This window comes from Sphingobium sp. FW305-3-2-15-F-TSA7 (assembly GCF_058787155.1).
Genome location: NZ_JBYSZM010000004.1, coordinates 3,111 through 22,231, shown reverse-complemented (window position 1 = coordinate 22,231; position 19,121 = coordinate 3,111). Strand labels below are relative to the sequence as shown.

At 64.8% G+C, this 19,121-nt stretch carries 16 protein-coding genes; 4 read left to right on the top strand and 12 right to left on the bottom strand.

What is annotated here, in order from left to right:
- Positions 1 to 20: 20 nt before the first annotated feature.
- Entirely contained in the window at positions 21 to 515 is a 495-nt protein-coding gene (locus AC3WN8_RS03745) for a GNAT family N-acetyltransferase (protein ID WP_492668044.1), read from the bottom strand.
- Between the two features lie 115 nt (positions 516 to 630).
- Between AC3WN8_RS03745 and AC3WN8_RS03740 the strand changes: the two genes are divergently transcribed.
- A complete protein-coding gene (locus AC3WN8_RS03740; RefSeq protein WP_492668043.1) occupies positions 631 to 1,761 on the top strand; it encodes a zinc-binding dehydrogenase in 1,131 nt (376 codons plus the stop codon).
- 73 nt (positions 1,762 to 1,834) lie between these two features.
- On the opposite strand, the gene AC3WN8_RS03735 is transcribed toward AC3WN8_RS03740, so the two are convergent.
- The 3 genes from AC3WN8_RS03735 to AC3WN8_RS03725 all read right to left on the bottom strand — a co-directional run bounded on the left by AC3WN8_RS03735 (position 1,835) and on the right by AC3WN8_RS03725 (position 5,990).
- Positions 1,835 to 4,348: a TonB-dependent receptor gene (locus AC3WN8_RS03735; RefSeq protein ID WP_492668042.1), complete on the bottom strand. Its 2,514-nt coding sequence runs from the start codon at positions 4,346 to 4,348 to the stop codon at positions 1,835 to 1,837.
- A gap of 101 nt (positions 4,349 to 4,449) precedes the next feature.
- Positions 4,450 to 5,487: a FecR family protein gene (locus tag AC3WN8_RS03730; RefSeq protein WP_492668041.1), complete on the bottom strand. Its 1,038-nt coding sequence runs from the start codon at positions 5,485 to 5,487 to the stop codon at positions 4,450 to 4,452.
- Positions 5,484 to 5,990: an RNA polymerase sigma factor gene (locus AC3WN8_RS03725; RefSeq protein WP_492668040.1), complete on the bottom strand. Its 507-nt coding sequence runs from the start codon at positions 5,988 to 5,990 to the stop codon at positions 5,484 to 5,486. The genes AC3WN8_RS03730 and AC3WN8_RS03725 overlap by 4 nt, the downstream gene beginning before the upstream one ends.
- 212 nt (positions 5,991 to 6,202) lie before the next feature.
- Here AC3WN8_RS03725 and AC3WN8_RS03720 point away from each other — a divergent pair, with 212 nt between their 5' ends.
- On the top strand, positions 6,203 to 6,985 hold the full coding sequence (locus AC3WN8_RS03720; RefSeq protein WP_492668039.1) for a GntR family transcriptional regulator: 783 nt from the start codon (positions 6,203 to 6,205) through the stop codon (positions 6,983 to 6,985).
- A gap of 35 nt (positions 6,986 to 7,020) precedes the next feature.
- Here AC3WN8_RS03720 and AC3WN8_RS03715 read toward each other — a convergent pair whose 3' ends face one another.
- From AC3WN8_RS03715 to AC3WN8_RS03680, 8 genes are all read right to left on the bottom strand, one after another.
- Positions 7,021 to 9,009, bottom strand: a complete 1,989-nt coding sequence (locus tag AC3WN8_RS03715) for a cellulase family glycosylhydrolase (RefSeq protein WP_492668038.1) — start codon at positions 9,007 to 9,009, stop codon at positions 7,021 to 7,023.
- Positions 9,006 to 9,875: a phytanoyl-CoA dioxygenase family protein gene (locus AC3WN8_RS03710; protein ID WP_492668037.1), complete on the bottom strand. Its 870-nt coding sequence runs from the start codon at positions 9,873 to 9,875 to the stop codon at positions 9,006 to 9,008. Before AC3WN8_RS03710 ends, AC3WN8_RS03715 begins: the two co-directional genes overlap by 4 nt.
- Positions 9,872 to 10,690, bottom strand: a complete 819-nt coding sequence (locus tag AC3WN8_RS03705) for a phytanoyl-CoA dioxygenase family protein (RefSeq protein WP_492668036.1) — start codon at positions 10,688 to 10,690, stop codon at positions 9,872 to 9,874. The genes AC3WN8_RS03710 and AC3WN8_RS03705 overlap by 4 nt, the downstream gene beginning before the upstream one ends.
- Entirely contained in the window at positions 10,687 to 11,490 is an 804-nt protein-coding gene (locus AC3WN8_RS03700) for a phytanoyl-CoA dioxygenase family protein (protein ID WP_492668035.1), read from the bottom strand. Before AC3WN8_RS03700 ends, AC3WN8_RS03705 begins: the two co-directional genes overlap by 4 nt.
- A gap of 77 nt (positions 11,491 to 11,567) precedes the next feature.
- Entirely contained in the window at positions 11,568 to 12,938 is a 1,371-nt protein-coding gene (locus AC3WN8_RS03695; RefSeq protein ID WP_492668034.1) for an MFS transporter, read from the bottom strand.
- Entirely contained in the window at positions 12,935 to 14,476 is a 1,542-nt protein-coding gene (locus AC3WN8_RS03690) for a carboxylesterase/lipase family protein (RefSeq protein ID WP_492668033.1), read from the bottom strand. The genes AC3WN8_RS03695 and AC3WN8_RS03690 overlap by 4 nt, the downstream gene beginning before the upstream one ends.
- Positions 14,473 to 15,381: a hypothetical protein gene (locus tag AC3WN8_RS03685; RefSeq protein WP_492668032.1), complete on the bottom strand. Its 909-nt coding sequence runs from the start codon at positions 15,379 to 15,381 to the stop codon at positions 14,473 to 14,475. The genes AC3WN8_RS03690 and AC3WN8_RS03685 overlap by 4 nt, the downstream gene beginning before the upstream one ends.
- Positions 15,368 to 17,623 (bottom strand): TonB-dependent receptor, encoded by a 2,256-nt coding sequence (locus AC3WN8_RS03680; protein ID WP_492668031.1) that lies wholly within the window; start codon positions 17,621 to 17,623, stop codon positions 15,368 to 15,370. The genes AC3WN8_RS03685 and AC3WN8_RS03680 overlap by 14 nt, the downstream gene beginning before the upstream one ends.
- A 148-nt stretch (positions 17,624 to 17,771) precedes the next feature.
- On the opposite strand from AC3WN8_RS03680, the gene AC3WN8_RS03675 reads away from it, so the two are divergent.
- Together AC3WN8_RS03675 and AC3WN8_RS03670 are read left to right on the top strand one after the other, a co-directional pair.
- Positions 17,772 to 18,482 (top strand): phytanoyl-CoA dioxygenase family protein, encoded by a 711-nt coding sequence (locus AC3WN8_RS03675; protein WP_492668030.1) that lies wholly within the window; start codon positions 17,772 to 17,774, stop codon positions 18,480 to 18,482.
- On the top strand, positions 18,479 to 19,121 hold a 643-nt coding region (locus AC3WN8_RS03670; RefSeq protein WP_492668029.1), incomplete at its 3' end, for a family 1 glycosylhydrolase. The genes AC3WN8_RS03675 and AC3WN8_RS03670, both read left to right, overlap by 4 nt.

Here is a 19,121-nt window from a genome sequence, read left to right as displayed (position 1 = left end):
TCGCGGCGCGAGACTGCAACTCAAAACGCGGGGAAAGCAAGCACGCGCTTCAGAAAGACCGTCCCGGCAACCGGCGTTTCATAATAGGGATCGACCGGCTCGAATCCCATCGCACGGTAAAGGCGCTGTGCGGCCGCCATGTCGGGCAGCGTATCCAGCCACATTTCGCGATAGCCCATATCGCGCGCGGCTTCGATCAGCGCGTCGACGAGACGGCGCCCGAGACCCAGGCCGCGCCCGGCCGGAGACACATAGAGCCGCTTCATCTCGCATCGCCCCGTCTCGTCCATCGGGCGCAGGGCAACGCAGCCCAGCGCCGCGCCATCGGCATTGCGCGCAAGCAGCAAAGTGCCGCGCGGCGATGCATATTTGCCGGGCAGCGACGCGAGCTCATCGGCGAAATCCTGATAGGTCAGATCGACGTCGAGCGACGCTTCATAGGCGCGGAACAGCGCGGCGACGGCGGTGAGATCTTCGGGCGTGCGAGCGGGGGTGATCGATATGCCGGCGGACATGGTTCGCTCATGCCAGCGTTCCAGCCGCCTGCCAATGATCCGCGCGAGTTTGCGCGGACATGGTAATGACGTATGGAGACGGGTAGCAATTCGAGACTGATTGATGGAGACGGATATGACGGACGCGTTCGAGGGATTGGAAATCCGTTCGCTGGTGACCGAGGAAGGCGATCTTCGGTTGAGCCTGGAAAGCGTTGCACTTGCAGAGCCGCAGGCCGACGAAGTGATCGTCGAGGTCCAGGCCGCGCCGATCAATCCTTCCGATCTCGGCCTGCTGCTCGGGCCCGCCGATGTCGCGACGATGCGCGCGGGCGGTACCGCCGAGCGGCCGGTGCTGACGCTGACCATTCCGGAGCGGCGCCTGGGCGTCGTCCGGGCGCGGATGGGCGAATCGATGCCCGTCGGCAATGAGGGCGCGGGCGTCGTCGTGCGGGCCGGCGCGGACGTCGCGGATATGCTGGGCAAGACCGTCGGTATGCTTGGCGGCGCGATGTACACCCAATATCGCAAGCTGCGCGCGCGCGACTGCGTCGTTCTGCCCAAGGGGGCGAGCGCCGCCGATGGCGCATCCTTGTTCGTCAATCCGCTGACCGCGCTCGCCTTCACCGAAACGATGAAGGCCGAGGGGCATAGCGGGCTCGTCCATACCGCCGCCGCATCCAATCTCGGCCAGATGCTCAACCGCATCTGCCTGGCCGACGGCATTCCGCTGGTGAACATCGTGCGCCGCGACGAGCAGGCCGCGATCCTGCGCGAGATCGGCGCCGAATGGATCGTCGACAGCAGCGCACCCGATTTCGAGGAGAAGCTGGTTGAGGCATTGGCGGCGACGGGCGCCACGCTCGGCTTCGACGCGATCGGCGGCGGCAAGCTGACCAGCCAGATCCTGCACGCGATGGAACTCGTGGCGAGCCGCGGCGCGGCCTATAGCCGTTACGGATCGAGCAGCCCCAAACAGGTCTATATCTATGGCATGCTCGATACCGGCCCGACGATCCTCGACCGGAATTTCGGCCTGTCATGGGATGTGGGCGGCTGGCTGCTGACGCCGTTCATGGCAAAGGCCGGGCCGGAAGTGGTGGGGCGCATGCGCCAGCGCGTGCTCGACGAACTCAAGACCACATTCGCCAGCCACTATACGCGCACCATCGGCCTCGCCGAAGCGCTGCAGCCCGATGTCGTCCAGGCCTATCAGGGCAAGGCGACGGGCGAGAAATATCTGATCGATCCCAGCAAGCGGGGATGAACTGCGGAGCGGAGCCCATAGGTGCAAATGGGCTCCGCTCCGATGCCGGTCCCGGCCGCGGCGCGGTCTTGTTTCAGAAACGTGCGGTTGCGCTGAGGCCGATCGTGCGCGGCTGGATGATCGCGATATAGTTCGGACCGGCGAAGGGCGAGGAGAAGGTGGGCGCGAGCATCTGTCCGCGAACGTCGAACAGGTTGCGGAGATAGAGCTGGACGTCGATCGCATCGAGCCTGAAGCCCGCACGCAGATCGACCGCGACATAGTCGGGCAGCCGATATTGGGTGAGGCTGGTGCTGGCGTCGAAGCTGGCGACGCGATTCGATGTGAAGCGCACGGTGGCGCCGACCGATGGCTGCAACATGCTGTCCCGCATGACATAGTCGGCGGCGACGCTGGCGGTGAATTTCGGCACATTGGGCAATGGGTCGCCCTTTGACCCGCCGAGATCCACATCGTCTTCGGCGAGTTTCGCATTCTGATATGCAAAGGCGCCCGTGAAGCTCACGCCTCGCGCCGGACGCGCGATCAGCGTCAGTTCCGAGCCGTATATGTCGGCATCGCTCTCCGCATTGGTAATGACGCCGATCCCGTTGCGGGCGGCATTGATCTGCATGCCGTTCCACCGGATGTGATAGCCGGCGATGTCGATCGCGAATTTTCCGTCGCTTGTGGTCGCCTTGAGGCCGATCTCATAGCTTTTCAGACGATCCGCCCCGAATGTCGGATCGCCGAAGGGCTGACCGGTCGTGGGATCGTTGGCGATGAGATTTGGTCCGCCGGGGCGATAGCCCGTCGCGTAACGCACATAGCCGGTTGCCCGATCGCTGAAATGATAGCGGGCATTGGCGAGGTAAGTGAAAACGCCCTCATGCGAAGATCGTTTCGGCTGCGAGCCGACGAAGAAGCCCGAACCGATCTGCTCGGCCCGCTGATTGTTGCGGGCATAGCGAATGCCGCCCGACACATCGAATTTGGGCGTAAAATGATAGGTCAGGTCGCCGAACGCAGCGATTTCCTCATAGACGGTCGGCACCAGCCCATCGAGGAAGATGTTCGGAAAAGGCTGGCCGGTCAGGTCGAAGGGAGAAAATCTCTGCCGGCTGGCCGATTTTTCATGGGTATAGAATCCCCCCACCAGCCAATCCAGATCGTTCGATCCGGTGGAGGCGAGGCGCACTTCCTGGGTGAATTTGTCGGTGGTCACGTCCACCGGCACGCCGACCGCGCCGATCGGAAAACCGAAGGATTGCAACAATCCGGCGAAGCGCCCGGAGCCGTCGAGCACATAATGCGTCCGGGCCGCCTGAAAACTGGAAATCGAGGTGAGTTTTGCCGGACCCAGATCATAGTCGATCGTGCCGCTCACCAGCCTGAAACGCTGTTCGAAAGGCTCGGGAACCAAGCGTCGCTGGTCGAGCGACCCTGTCACCGGCCTGCGGTCGAAATCATAGTCGGCGTTCCCGATCCCGGCGCGCGAGATATTCTGGAAAAAACCCGTGAGCCGGATGCTGAGCGCATCGCTCGGCGTCGCCAGAACGTCCAGCCTCGCGCCATAAACCCGCGATCTGTTGACGTTCTCGTCGCCGAGCGGGAGATTGTCGATATAGCCGCCGTCGCGCGAATAGAATCCGCTGGCACGAACGGCGAGCTTGTCCGTGACGATCGGCAGATTGATCGCGGCCGCGCCATTATAGTTGATGTCGCCATGTCGCGTCGCCGACAGGCCGGCCTGGACATCGATGGCTGCGGCATGCGTGTCGGGTTTTTTGGTCGTGTATTTTATCAGCCCGCCCATCGTGCTGGCGCCATAGAGCGTGCCTTGCGGCCCACGCAGAATCTCGACCTGATCGATGTCGAACAGGCCGACGTCCAGGGCGAGCGCAAAGGCCTTGGAATAGGCGCTGCTCGAACCATAGGGGACGTCGTCGACATAGACACCGACAGTGGAGCCGCCATCGCTGTTGGTGTTGACGCCTCGCAATGAAACCTGATTTTGGCCGGCACCGCTGCTTTGAAAGCTGAGACCGGGGATCGTGTCGGCAAAGTCGCGAAACTGGGTCTTGCCGTTTTTTGCCAGGCTGTCGCCCGACAGCACGGACACCGATTGCGGCGTGTCGATCAGGCGCTCCTCGCGCTTTTGCGCGGTCACGATAATCTCGGCGCTCTCGTCGTCGGCTGGCGTCCGTCCGGTGGCTGCGCGTGCAGCAGATTCCGATGGGCCCGTCTCGACCGCGGCGGGCCGCATCCCTCGCGGCGCTTCCACGATCAGCACGCCCGCGCGCCCGATCCGCATGGTGAAGCCGCTGCCCTGCAGCAATTGGCGCAGGCCACCCTCGGCCGAGTGCGATCCGTTCAACGCGCTGCTGCGCGCATGTCGGGCTTCGCGGCCGTCGAAGACGATCTGACGCTTGGTGGCGCGGCCGAAACGGGCAAGGGCGTCGGCCAGATTCTGGGCCGGGATCTCGAACCGGTAGGTCGCGGCCTGCGCCATCGCCGGCATTGGCAGCGCGAACAGCGCGGCTGCGGCGCTCATCGTGGCCGTGCGTGCGGCCGATCGCCGAAGCCGCCTGTTGTGATCGATCGCCATATCATCCCCCATTTCCGGGCCGCTTGTCGGCCGCCTCGAAAGGAAGACGCGGGTGGTCACGAAAGATTCATCTGCCCGACGCGCATTTTTCGCATTCGGGCTCAGCGGCCCGCCGACACCAGCAGGATGTCGCCCTCCGCCGATCGCACCGCCTTGACCGGGAACACCGCGGTGACGCCCTCGACGAAGGCGTCGATATCGCCGCCCTGGAACTGTCCGCTGATCGGGATGCGTGCGTCTGCCGCGCTGCCGACACGCAGCTTGGCCGTGCCATAGCGATTGACGCGTTCCACGGCGATGCCGAGCGGTTCGTTGTCGAACTCCATCAGTCCGCCTTCCCAGGCGAGCGAGCGGCCCGCATCGATCGTATCCAGCCGTGCGAGCGGCCGGGTGGCGGCGATCACCATTTCCCGCCCGGGCGTCAGCAATTGTTCTGCGGTGTCCTGACGCCGGCCGATGCGGAGCGGTCTGGGTTCGTCCGCGCGGCCGCTGATATCCATCACCGCGACGCGCCCTTCATAGAGGACGACGCGGACCTGGCCCGACAATTGCTCGACGCTGAACTGCGTGCCCGTGGCGATCACCATCCGGTCGCCGGCCTGGACCGAGAAGGGGCGCAACGGATCCTTGGCGACGACGAATTTCGCGCGGCCGGACCGAAGCCATAATTCCCGTCGATCGCCGAGATAGCGCACATCGACCCGTGTCGAAGCATCGAGCGACAGCGTCGATCCGTCGGCCAGCGCGACCACGCGGCGCTCACCGACACCGGTCTGGTAGGTCGCTGGGGAGAGATGCCACCAGATGCCGGCACCGACGAACAGGATCAGGCACGCCGCGAGCGCGGCATAGCGCCGCCACCCGCCGACACCGGCCCAGCGCCGTCGGTTCGCGCGCGTCACGCTTTCCAGCGCATCGCCGCGCATCACGATCATCTCTGGTGAGGATCCGCGATCCTCGATCGCATCCCAGGCGATGACGGTCCGTTCGAACAGCGCGGGGTGCGCCGGATCGGCTTGCAGCCAGCGATCGAAGGCCGTCTGCTGTTCGGGCGCAAGCGGCCCTTCGGCGATGCGCAGGCACCACCAGGCCGCGGCCTCGCGCGTCGCGTCCGATATATGGCCGGCGCGCGCGCTCATTCGTCCTCCTCCAGCCTTTTGGTGAGATGCGCCACGGCGCGGATCAGATGCTTGTCGACCGCGCTGACGCTGATGCCATAGCTGTCGGCGATCTCGCGTTTGCGCATTCGTTCCAGGCGGAAAAGCAGGAGGATCTCGCGCGATCGATGCGACAGTTCGGCGACGGCGCGCGCGACATGGCCCAGCCGCTCGCGCCCCTCCAGCAGGCGCAGCGGATCGACATAGTCGGCGTGCGGCGCCTGATGCTCGGCATCGATGCGATGCGCGTCGCGGACCTGTTGCCGGCGATAGCGATCGCGCAGCAGGTTGGATGCGATCCGGAAGATATAGGCGTCCGGCCGCTCCATCTCGTGCGCCGGCAATTCGATCAGGCGCAGCAGCACATCCTGGGTCAGATCCTCAGCCTCTGCTGGGTTGCCGATGCGGCGCACGAAGAACGCGATCAGCGCCGGGCGGAATCGCCGCCCGAGCGTGACCATGTCCTGTTCCGCGCGTTCCGCCATCCGTCATCCAGCGAACCCTGCCGACACGGCGCCGGCATCCCTTTGTCCTAGACGCACGAGATCGCGGAACATACATCGGAAAATATCGCGCTTCGACGTGTCGGCAATTTTCCGGCGCACTGAACCTGCGCCGCGGCAGACGGCAGCGATCTTTCGAACATGCGCCGGATGTCCTAGAGAGATCTGGCAGGAAACGAGGTGAACAGGACGTAGTGACGACCAGCACGCCATCCATATCGACATTCCAAGACGCCAGCGTCGCATCGCCCGTCGATCCGTCACTCAGCACGTCCAAGGCCGCGGCCTATTGGTTGCGGCGCGATATCGTGCGTGGGGTCTTCGAGCCGCTGGAGCGCCTGAAGGTCGAGCAGCTCGTGAAATTCTACGGCGTCGGCCACAGCCCGGTGCGCGAAGCGATCATCCTGATGTCCGAAAGCGGCCTGGTCGCACACGAGCATCTGAAGGGCTATCGCGTGGCCCCGGTCTCGCTGGCGGATTATGACGATGTGCTCGCTACCTATCAGCGGCTTTACAAGCTGGCGATCAGCGTCGCGATGGATGTGGGCGATGAGGCGTGGGAGGAGCGGGTGGTCGTCCAGCTCCACCGATCGTCCAAGGCGCAGGTGGTGCTGCCGGGCGGCGACGACGAGGCGCGCGAGAAATGGCAGCGCGCCTATTGGGAATTCCACGGGCAACTTCTTTCCGGCTGCGATTCACCGCTGATGCTCAAGCTGCTCGGCGATATCGGCTTCCGGCTGGAGCGCTATGTGAACCTCTTCGGCGATCTCGCCAGCGACCGCGGGCGTGATCACCATGCCGAACATCGCGAGATCGTCGACGCACTGGTTTCTCGCGACAAGGATCGGACGCTGGCGCTGATCGACCGCTATTTCGCGATCGGCCAGCCGATCCGCAATTCGATCATCGAGACGCTGCGCCGCCAGGAAGCGACGCGGCGGCCGCGCCGGCGTGCAGCGGCGGTGGATGCGAACTGACGAAGGACGGGCCACATCGTCACCCTGAACTCGTTTCAGGGTGACGATGCGGGTGTTCCCGGCTCGATCGCCAGCCAGGCCGGGCCGGAGGCCAATGCACGAACCGTGACGCTCTGTCGTTCCGGCGACTGTTCCAACTCGCCCGGCACCCCTTCGAACCGGACAATGAAGCCCTGCGGGTAATGAATGTGCGGCACATGGATCTCGGTCGCGCCGCCGATCGCGGTGTCGGCGGTGAAATCGATGCGGAACGATCGGGTCGCGCGATCGAAGCGCATCGTGCCCAGCCGCCCCTGGATGCGCCGCGCATAGGGGCGGCTGAAGCCGGCCACTGCCCGCCCGCCCGATAGTGGACCGGCGGAATCGTCCTGCTGGTCGCGCGAGAAGATCGAGAGATCCTCCTGATTCCAGCCATCGCCGATGCGCAGGTCGTTGCGGTTGGATGCGGTGTAGTTCCACTGGGTGCAATGCAACCCCAGCGCGTCCATGGCGTCGTACATCAGCGACAGCGCCGCTTCATGCTGACCCCATATCCCGTCGCGCTCGCCCCTGGCCCAGCGGGCATAAGCCTCCCCCTCCGACAGGTCGTAGGGAATGCCGAACTCGCCGATAAGCGTGGGCGCACCGCCGGGAAAGGCATCGGCTTCGCTGGCGAGATCGGCGAGCTGGGCGCGATAGCGTGCGCCGATGGCGTCCAGCCCACGCTCGGCAATGCCCGTCATCACATCGTGATGGTTCTCCGGATCGAAGCGTTTCAGATAGAGCGTGCCGATATCGTACCAATGGCTGGCATTCACCGTGCGTTCGGGCAGGTCGGCGGGAAAATTGCGGCCGGAGATATGCGCGAACGGATCCATCTCCGCGAAGATCGACCAGTCGGGCTGGTGGCGACGGATCGTGGTGGCGACCTTGTGGAAGAAGGGCGCGAAACCGTCGCGCGGCATCGTCAGCGTCCGTCCGTTCGCGATGCGGAAATGATCCTCGTCGAGCGGCACGGCGGCGCCCCGTTCGATGCGATAGGCGCCGGCGCGTTCGAACGGGCATGAAGCATCGTCGCGCCAGATCGTCACGCCGTCCGGATTGAAAATGCGCGTGCCGGTGGGCACCGCCGCACCATCGGCATTACGCGTCAGCACGGGCACGGTCACCGCCAATCCCTGCGCCATCGCCAGCGCGTCGAGCGGCGCCAGCGCCGGACCGACGCGGGGGCGGTCGGGACGGGCTTCGCTGGCGGCAACGTGGCGATAGCTCAGCGCCTCGCCCATCCAGCCCAGGCCCGGTTCGTTGAGCGTGTCGAAACCGATGACATTGGGCATGTCGCGCAATCGGCGTGCGACCTGGTCCATCGCGCCCAGATAGCGATTCTGCAGGAAGTCCTGGACGTTCTCGCCCTCGACCATGAAATCGGGCGTGAACAGCCGGCCGCCCCAGAACAATGTCCACATGATGCCGTTGGCGGGCAGGCGGTAATTCGATCCCCAACTCATCTGCGGATAGGCGGCCTGCAGCGCTTCGTCGCTGCCATAGTCGTAGCGCGCTTGCATGACATGCGCGGCCCCGGCCGCGTCGAAGCGCGTGAAATCGAGCCCGACCGCGTCGAAGGTCCAGCCCGGCGCGCCGTCGCCGCCCGACATGCGGCTCCATACGTCCTGATGGAAATCGACGAAGACATGGAGGCCATGCGTGCCGGCCAGCCGCGCGACCTCGGCGAAATAGTCGAGATAGTCGGCGTCGTAGAGGCCCGGGCCGGCATGTTCGACCGCTTCCCAGGTGGTGAGCAGCCGCAGCGTGTTGAAGCCCCAATCGGCGATGCGGCCGAGATGCTCGTCCGCCTCGTCGAGCGGAAAGGGCCGGCCGACGAACGAGACCGACCGATGATCCGAGAAATCGCTCGGAAACTGTGTGCCGCCATCAGGCCAGGGCACTTTGCAGTCGCCGCCCAGATTGACGCCGCGCATCATCATCTGGCCGCCGGCCGCGTCGAGGAACAGGCCGCCATGCTGGCGAATGCGCGCGATGGTCATGCGCGTTTGGGGATGATGCCGAGCCGCTCGGCGCGCTCGCGCCATTCGAGCCCCGCCTCCGGCCATGGCTCCGGCTCGGGCAGTCTTCCGTTGGGTAATGGCCAGGTGATCGGGGTGGCGCCGCCGTCGATCACCGCGCCCTTGGCGATGCCGTCACGATCGACCGAGGGATGCGCGCGTTCGCCGCCGCGATGCGATCCGTCGGCGAAATAGATGGCGGTATAGACGCGGCGGGTGCGGTCGGACCGGTTGGCCTTCGCCATGTGCACCGTATAGCCGTGATGGAAGATGACGTCGCCGGGCGCGCAGGGGATGAAGATAGGCGGGGTGTCCGCGAATTTCTCCTCCAGCCGCTTGCCATCGCCCGGCGTGCCGAAAATGTCGATGAACTCGGCCTCGCCGCGATGCGATCCGGGCACGTAACCCATGCAGCCGGTCCGGTCGTCCGCGCCGTCGAACGGGATCCAGACGGTCGCGGTGTCGGTCTCCGCGATCGGCCAATAGGGCTGGTCCTGATGCGCTTCGGTCTCGCGTCCGCCGGCTTCCTTGTAGAGCGCCTGATCGTGCCATAGCCGCACGCGCTTCGCGCCGAGCAGGGCCGCGGTCAGCGCGCCGATCTTCGGATGGAAGGTGAGCGGGCGGATATCGGGAAAATCCTCCCAGACATATTGGCATTGCAGGAAGGATTGTTCGTAAGGGCTTTTTTCGTCGAGCGAGCGGGTATCGCCGGCCTTGCGCGCCGCCACCGCCGCATCGACCGCCGCGCCGTGGCGGGCGAGCTCCTCGGGCGAGAGCACGCCGGGAACATGGACGAAGCCGTCGCGCTGGAATGCCTCGGCATAGCGCGCCAGATCGGCTGCGGTCATGCCCGTTCTCCGTCTTTCAGGATCGCGAATTGCCGGCTGGGCTCGGTCTGGGGCACGCGGCTGCCATCGGGCATCACCGCCTCCGCGCCGTCGGGCGCATATTGCAGGATATAGGCCTTGCGCACGGTGCCGGCGCGCAGGTTCGGGCCGGTGCGATGCGGGGCGAGCGAGGAAAAGACGATCACGTCGCCGCGGTTCGCAGGGGCGGGCACCGCATCGGGCGCATCCTCCAGGCATTTGAGCCCGATCGGCGTCACCCAATGTTCGAGCGTGCCGAGCCGGTGCATGCCCGGGGCGATCCAGGGGCAGCCATTCTCGACATCGACATCGACCAGCGGGATCCAGAAGGTCAGATATTGCTGGGGTTCGACAAAGGTATAGCCATTGTCCTGATGCCAGGGGAATTCCTGCGGCCGGCCCGATTTCTTGTAGACCGACTGGTCCCAGTACAACCGGACATCGTCGCCGATCAGATCGTGGCAGATATCGGCGATCGCCGGATGCGCCGCGAAATCGCGCAGAACGTCCGATTTGGCGACGATATGGCCGGTGAAGGTGATCGCATCCGCCGACGAGATCGCGTTACGGCCTTCATTGGCGCGCAATTGCTGCTCATGCGCCTGTTCCAGCGGGTCGATCGCGGTTTCCACCGCGTCGAGCTCGGCGGCGGTGAAGACGTTGCGCAGCACGAAAAAGCCCTGGGCGTCGAACTGGTCCTTTTCGGCCGGGCTCAGGCGGCGCAGCCCGGCATCGGACGCCTCCTCCCACGAGAAATCGCGGTTGCGGGGATGGATGCGGTGGGCGGGGAAAGTCATGCGGCCTCGGCGGATTTGCGGCGGACGGGGATCCAGCGGTTGACGGGGGCCAGGCTGGCGGCGGCCTCGGCGCTCACGGGGCGGGTGCCGGCGCGGCCATAATGATAGACCATGGCGGCGCGGCGCTCGTCGGCGACATTGTCGGTCGACATGTGCATCAGATAGCTGTGGAAGAAGAGCACGTCGCCCGGCTCCATCAGCGCGGGCTGGCGCGCGCTGTCGTCCTGGTCGACGATCTCGGTATAGGCGCGGTTCGCGGCGGGGCGGCGATCGGGCACATGGTCATGGATCGGCCCGGTGTGCGATCCGGGCAGCACCCACAGGCAGCCATTGTCCAGCGTGGCGCGGCTCAGCGCCAGCCATACGCCGATCTGGGGCTGGCGGTCGAAGCGGAAATAATAGCTGTCCTGGTGCCAGGGCTGGCCGATCACGCCGGGATTCTTGAAGATGAACTGGCTCTGGAAACAATCGATGTCGGGGCCGAGCAGCCCTTCGACGACATCGACGATCGCATCGCTTTCCGCGACCGCGCGCGACAGCCCTTCGGCGTGGCAGTTGAATACCTTGGCGATCCGGTCCTCGGGATTGACCGCGCTCGGGCTCGGCGCCTTCTCTGGGAAGATCGCGTAATTGGGGCCGGCCGCGTAGATCGTCTCGCCAGGATGATCCTCGGGCGGGTTGGCGCGGATCCGCGCGATCACTTCGTCCTCGACCGCCTTTACATCGGTTTGCGGGATCAGCCCGCGCAACACGAAGAATCCCTGGTCATTCCAAGCTGCAAGGCGCGTTTCGGCATCCATCGCCCTCTCCTTTACGCCTTTCTATAATATGTAATCAGATTCGAAAAGCCAATTTTCGATCAATTTTTGATCAAATGCTAATCATCGACTGAATCTGATGATGCGGCCTGACGACGCGCGGCGAGCTTTTCGACGATCGCCTCATGGTCGCCGCGGCGGATCGGGTAGAAAAGCATCGCGAGCCCGGCCACGATCATGCCCGCGCCGGGCAGCCAGATCATGATCGCCTTGATGCCCGCCAGCGTTTCGGGCGTCTGCGGGGCGTTGGCGACATAACCGACGGAATCGAGCAGCCAGCCGAACAGCCCGGCGCCCACCCCCAGCGCCACTTTCAGGAAGAACTGGAACAGGCCGAAAATGAAGGATTCGGTGCGCTCGCCCGTCATCCATTCGCCATATTCGACGGTGTCGGGCAGCATCGACCAGAAGGTGAGCGCCAGCCCGAGCGATCCCATGCTGCTGGCGACCAGCCAGATCGTCATCGGCCAGGGCGTGTCGAATTCGTGCGTGGCGAAGATCGCGAGCATGACGAGATTGAGGATGATCCCGGCGAACCAGGCATTGCGCTTGCCGATGAACTTGGTGATCCACACCCAGGCCGGGATCGCCACCAGTCCGACCACCGACATGCCGATCAGCGCGGGCCGCGATGCGGCTTCGTTGCCGAGATAATATTTGAAATAATAAAGCACCGACTTGCCGAGCGCGACCGAGCAGACAAAGGCCGAGACGGTGGCGAGGATCAGGATCCAGAAGGCGCGGTTCTTCTTGAGTGAGCGCCAATAGCCGCCAAGGTCGAGTTTGACGTCCATGACGGCGCTTTCGGGCGGTTCGCTGGTGATGCGATAGACCAGGGGATAGATCGCGGTCGCGACCACCGCGAACACCGCCGCCGCCCAGGTGAAGCCCTGGGTCGATCCGCTGCCGCCGAACCAGCCGACCATCGGATAGGTGAAATAGACGATGGTGAGCGCGGCGAGCACGCCGAAGACCATGCGATAACCCGCGATGGTCGAGCGTTCGTCCGAGCTGTCGGTCAGCCGCGCATTGAGCGAGGTATAGGGGATGGTGACCACCGTATAGGCGGTGCGGAAGATGATGTGGGTGGCGAGCATCCACATGACGAGCCCGGTGCCCTCGAAGGGCGGACGCCAGTAAAGCAGGATGAAGGACAGGCCCAGCGGCACGCAGCCGAACAGGATATAGGGGCGATAGCGGCCATAGCGGCTGCGCGTGCGATCGGCGATGCTGCCCATGACCGGATCCTGCAGCGCGTCGACGATGGAGGCGATCATGTAGATGAGGCCGGCGGTCGCGGCAGGAATGCCCACCGCATCGGTGTAGAAGAACAGCAGGAAGATCGAGACGCTCTGCCAATAGAGATTGCTGGCGTAGTCGCCGAGGGTGAAGCCGATCTTCTTCGCGGTGCTCAGGCGATGCGCGGTCATGGTCTGGCCTCTCTCGCGCGGCGCGCGGTCATGATGCGTTCGACGGCGTCGAGCCGCGCGGCGTCGCGGTCGTGCGTGGCCGACGCGCTGCCGTCACGGAACAGCAGCAGTGGATCGCCGGGCCCGGCGCGCGGCCAGGCAGGCAGACCGGAGCCGTCGGGCGTGCCGGTCTTCGCGAAATTGGTCCAGTAATCGCCGATCAGCCGCGCGGTCTCACGGTCGGCGGGGGCGGCATCGGCGGGCAGGGTGCCGAACAGATAGGCAAGTTCGGAAGCGTGATTGGCGCCTTTGCGCGTCGTGCGCTCTGCCTCCGCGACATGATCGAACAGGTAGCGCCAGGTGGGCGCGCCATGCGCATGCATGATCCGTGCGAAGCCGCGCGCCGCCTCTCCGAAGAAATAATCATCGATCAGCGCGGGGGCGGGGGGATCGCCATAGGTGCGGGTCAGATCGGCAAGCTCCGCCGGGGCGATCTGGCCCCGGATCAGCCCCATCAGCGCGGGCGCGAATGCCTGCTGGCTCAGTTCGGCGCCGGTCGAACCGATGATGAAGGGGATGCGCGGTACCTTGCCCGCCGCGAAGCGCGCGACCGGATCGTCGATCACGCTTTGTCCGTCGATGATCGGCCCGTTGAAACGATCCGGCTGGAGATCCCACATGGCGAGCCCGCCCTGGACGACATCGGCGGGGGTCGCGCGCAGCGCGGCCATATCGGCCTTGGGGAAACCGGCCTGCGTTGCAAAGGCGGTGCCGGCTTTCTCGCCCGATATGCGCGTCGGTCGATCGACGGCGAGCCGCGCATAGGGTTCGCGATTGGCGCCCGACTGGACGATCGCCTTGTGGAACAGCCCTTTGGCGAGCGGCGAGGCCATCAGGAAATCGACCGCCGCGCCGCCCGCCGACTCTCCGAAGATCGTGACATTGCCGGGATCGCCGCCAAATGCGCCGATATTGGCCTTCACCCATTTCAGCGCCGCGATCATGTCGAGAAAGGTGAAATTGGCGTGCGGTTTGCCGTTTGCTTCGGCGGTGAGCGCGGGATGGGCGAAGAAACCGAACCGGCCCAGCCGATAGTTGAAGCTGACCAGGATCACGCCGCGCCGCGCCAGATTGGCGCCGTCGAGTATGGGGGGTGTGCTCGATCCCGCGACGAATGCGCCGCCATGGATCCAGACCATCACCGGCAGCTTGCGTGCGCCCTTCGGCCGCCAGAGATTGATCGACAGGCAATCCTCGCCCATCGGCTGCGACGAGGGCGTCTTGTCCCCCTCGAAGCGGACCTGCGGGCAATCCTTGCCGAACTCGACCGCCTTGCGCACGCCTGCCCAATGCTCGGCGGGGGCCGGGGGGCGCCAGCGCAAGGGGCCCACCGGCTGCGCGGCATAGGGGATGCCGACAAAGGCGTCGACGCCGTCCTGCGATCGCCCTTCCAGCGTGCCCGCCGGCAGCCGGGCCGTGATCGGCGCGCCGTCGATCGAACGGGCGTTCAAAGGGGTCATGAACAACAGCAGCGCAAGCGGGGCGAGCCAGCGCGTCAATGCATGCCCGATCGGGCATCGCCGACATTTGCCCCAGCCTCGGCAAAACATTGGCGCGCGACATCGATCAGAAAGGCGGATTCGGTCCAGCGGTCGCTTTCCTCGCGCCAACCACCGTCGCCGTCGGGGAGCATCTTGGGATAGAAGGCGCGCGCGGGCAGCAACTCCGGATGGACCGCGAAATAGTCGCCGGGCCCGGCGTCGCGCAGAAAACCCTCGAAGCTCGCAGTCCACATCCGCCGATAATAGTCGAGATGCCGTTCTTCGGCAGGGTCGCTCGCGGTCAATTGGCCGAACGCGTTGGACGAGACGCGCAGATGCATGAAGCGCGTACGCTCGAACACCGGCCGCATCCGTTCGAACTTCATGTCCATGTCGCCATAGGTCAGTTCGTGACCGATATACCAATGGCCGAAATCGCCGTTGAAGCGAAGCTCCGGCAGGCATTCGACCAGGTCGAGCGTGCGTTTGATATCCTGCGTCATCGTCGCGCGGTGCGTTTCCAGATAGATGGGATGGCTGAGCACCTGGGCGATATCGAGCATCGCCTCCGCCAGGCGCATCATCTCGTCGTCGCTTTCGAAGCCGTCTCCAAGTTGCACCGTCGAACAGTCGCAACCGGCGTCGCGCCAGAACTGCGCCTGTTCGCGCATCTGGCCGACGTCGCGGAAGATGCGCATCAACCCGGTCGGGATCAGCCCCGCATCGATCGCCGCCTGGGGCTCGAGCGTCTGGATCGCTTCATAGCCCGCCGATTTGAGCGCGGCATAGACGGTGGCACGGTCGCCGCGCGGCCCGGTGGACCAGTCGGGCAGTTCGGCGGGCGTCAGGAAGCTGATGCCCGCCAGCAGCCGTGGCGCGCTTGTGCTTCCGTCGTTGGTGTTGCCCGGTTCAGAATGCGACATCGAAGGCGACGCCGATGATCCGGCGGGATTCATAGACGCGATACTGATTGAGCGTGCCGTTGGTGGTGTTGAACGCAAAGGTCCGGAATTTCTCGTCGGTCAGATTCTTGCCGAAGACCGAGACCTTCCAGGCATCGTTGATGTCGCCCAGGCTGATCGCACTGCTCAACAGGCCATAGCCGGGCTCGATCGCGTCGGCGGCGTTGGGAAAGCCGATGACCTGTTTCGAGCGGTAATTATAATTGAGCGTGCCGCTGAGCTTCAGATCCCCGCCGATCGGCTGGGCATAGTCGGCGCCGATGTTGAACGCCCATTTGGGCGCGAACGGCAATGGTGCGCCGGTCAGATCCTGGACGCCGCCGATACAACCCTGCGCGGCGGATTGTCCGCCAGCGCAGGGCGCCCCCGGGAACTTGCCCCATTTGGCATCGGTATAGGCAACGCCGCCGCTCAGGTAGAAATCCCTGTCCTTGATCGGCCGCCAGCTCAGCTCGGCCTCGAAACCCTTGGTCTTGGCGTCGCCATTGGTGAGTGGGAAAGTGAGCGCGATCGGGTCGCGGCTGGCGGTCTGGTAACCCTTGATGTCGGCATGGAAGCCGGTGAGGTTGAGGGTCAGGCCGGCATCGGGGAATGCGGTGCGCAGGCCGAGTTCGTAGCTGGTCGGCCGTTCCGGTCCGACCGGCAGCAGCGCCTGGACCGCGATATTGCTGTCGAAGCCGCCGCCCTTATAGCCGCGCGTGACCGACGCGAAGGCCATGATGTCGGGGGTGAAATGATAGTCGGCGCCCAGCCGCCAGGTCAGCGCATCGTGCTTGCCGCGCACACGCGCGCTGTCGGTCGCCAGCGTGATCGTGTCGGTGCGGCTTTTGCCCACTGTCTGCTTCTCGGTCAGCCAGCGCGCGCCGAACGTCAGTGTGAGCCCTTCGATCGGATGCACGTTCGCCTGGCCGAATGCCGCCATGTTGCGCGTCGCGACGTCGACATAGACTTCGCGGTTGAAGAAAGGGAGGAAGAACAGTCCAGGGAAGAGCTGGCGCGTGAATGAATCCACGGTCTGGCGGAAATAATAGAGGCCGGCGACATAATCGACGACGCCTCCGGTCGGCGATGCGAGACGCAGTTCCTGCGAGATCTGATCCTGGTCGTGCTTGCCGAAATTGATGTCGAGGAAATTGTCGGTCGAGGAATCCGAGTCGAGCCCGTCGAGCGTTTCGAAGCCGCGCCATGCGCTGATCGAGGTCAGGGTGTGGCCGCCGCCGATCTCGTAATCGAGCTGGAGCGAGGTGCCATAGCTTTTGACATTGGCGAAGACGTCGCCGTTGATCGTCTGGAACTGATTGCCGCGCCCCGGATTCATGCCGAGAATGGCGATTGCCGGTGCTTCGAAGAAAAATGGCGCGGTCGCCGGCGGTCCGGGGGTCGCGAAACGCTGCACCGTCCAGATGCAGCAATTGGCGTCGCTTTTCCAATAGTCGCCGATCAAAGTCGCGCGGAGCTTGTCCGATGGCTGCCATTCGAGCTTGCCGCGAAAACCATATTCGTCGCGATTGTTGAAGCGGCGCCCGTCGGGAAGATTCTTGATATAGCCGTCGCGAACGCTGCGCCGGCCGGAGATCGAAAAGCGCAGCGTGTCGGAGAGCGGCCCCGACAGATAGCCATAGGCGTGGATGTCGTCATTGGGCCGGGCGGCGCTGATCCCCGCACGGAATTCGAGTTTATCCGACGGCCGGCGCGTGACGATGTTGATCACCCCGGCGCTGGCATTCTTGCCGAACAGGGTGCTTTGCGGGCCGCGCAGCACTTCGATGCGGGCGATGTCGGGCAGGTCGACCAGGGTCGCTCCGCTCTGGCCCATCACCACGCCGTCGATGACATAGGCCATGCTCGGCTCGATCGTTTCCGACGAGAAGGTGTTGGTGCCGATGCCGCGGATGAAGAAGCCGAAATTGCGCGGGCCGGACTGGGCGGGTGAGACCAGGCCCGGAACGACATATTGCAGGTCGGTCGCGGCGTTGAGCTGAAGCTTGTCGAGCGTTTCGCCGCCGACGACGGCGATCGAGATCGGCACGTCCTGCAGCGCTTCCTCGCGTTTCTGCGCGGTGACGATGATCTCGCCGGTGCGCGCTGCATCCTCGTCGCCGGTCTGCTGCGCATAGGCCGGAATCGCGAAACCGCCGCCGGCGCCGATGACCGAGAGCGAAAGAGCCAGCGCCCCGAAGGCACGTCCACTGCACCGTCCCATGATCCCTCCTAATGCTCGCCAACTCTATATCGATTGGTCGAATGTGCATAAATTCTATCTAATTCTTGATTATGTCAACGGGTTCGATTTAGTCTTGGCGCAAATATGAGGGTCGCCTTCGTCATGAAGCCCCTCCGGTGAGAGGAAGATGATGGAATCTGCGGCGATCGAGCGATTCAGGCGGGATGGTTTCCTGGTCATTCCGCAACTGACCGACGCCGGCACGGTCACCGCGATCGGCGCAATCTACGACGATATGCTGGCGGGCAGGATCGACGTTTCGGCCACGGACAATCCGCTTGGGCGAATCACCCGGCAGATCATGCTGCCATCGGCCTATCACCCGATCTTCCGTGACAATCCGGCGCTCGACGCGGCCCGCGAGATCGCAAAGGGCCTGTTGGGCGTCGACGCGCCGGTGCCGATCTTCGACATGCTGATCTACAAGGAGCCGGGGCAGGCGGCGACGACGCCCTGGCATCAGGATTTCTCCTATTCGCAAATGCCCTTCGCGCCCGCGGGATCGGCCATTCCGGCCGATCAGGTCGTGCAATTCTGGCTCGCGCTCGACGATGTCGATGAGGAGAATGGCTGCATGCATTTCGTGCCCGGCGCGCACCAGGCGCCGATGCTCGAACATCATATCGCGGCGGGCGATGCGGATTACAGCCAGCGGCTGCTGGCGATCCGTGACGAGAGCCAGCTCGATCTGGCCAGTGCTGTCGCCTGTCCGCTGCGCGCGGGCGGCGCCACCGTCCATAATTACGGCACGCCGCACTTCACCTCGGGCAATCGCACGACCGATCGCCGCCGCCGCGCCTATATCTTCAACTTCGCCAATCCGGCGTTCCGCAAATGAGCGCAGCATTTCCCGCGGGGTTCCGCTGGGGCAGCGCAACCGCGGCGCATCAGGTGGAGGGCGGCAATTTCAATTCGGATTGCTGGGCGCTCGAACATGCGTCGCCATCGCTGTTCGCCGAACCTTCGGGCGACGCGGTGGATCATTATCATCGCTTCGCCGACGATATCGCTATCGTCGCGTCGCTCGGGCTCGACACCTATCGCTTCTCGATCGAATGGGCGCGGATCGAGCCGGAGCCGGGCATTTTCTCCAACGCGGCGCTCGATCATTACCGGCGCTGCATCGAAACATGCCTGGCGCATGGCGTCGCGCCGGCGATCACCTTCCATCATTTCACCCAGCCGCGCTGGCTGGCGCGGCTCGGCGGTTTCGGCGCGCGCGATTTCCCCGCGCGCTTCGGCGATTATTGCGATCGCGCGGCTCGCGCGCTCGACGGCATGGCGTTGGCCTTCACGATCAACGAACTCAACCTGCCGATCATGGCCGGCCGTTATTTCCAGAGCCGCGTGACGCCCGCGCAGCGCGCGGCGGCGGAACAGGCGCTGGGCGCGCCGCTATCGGCCTTTTTCCTGTTCGCCGACGATGCGGCGATCCTCGACAATGGCCGCGCGGCCCATGCCGCCGGGGGGGGGGGGG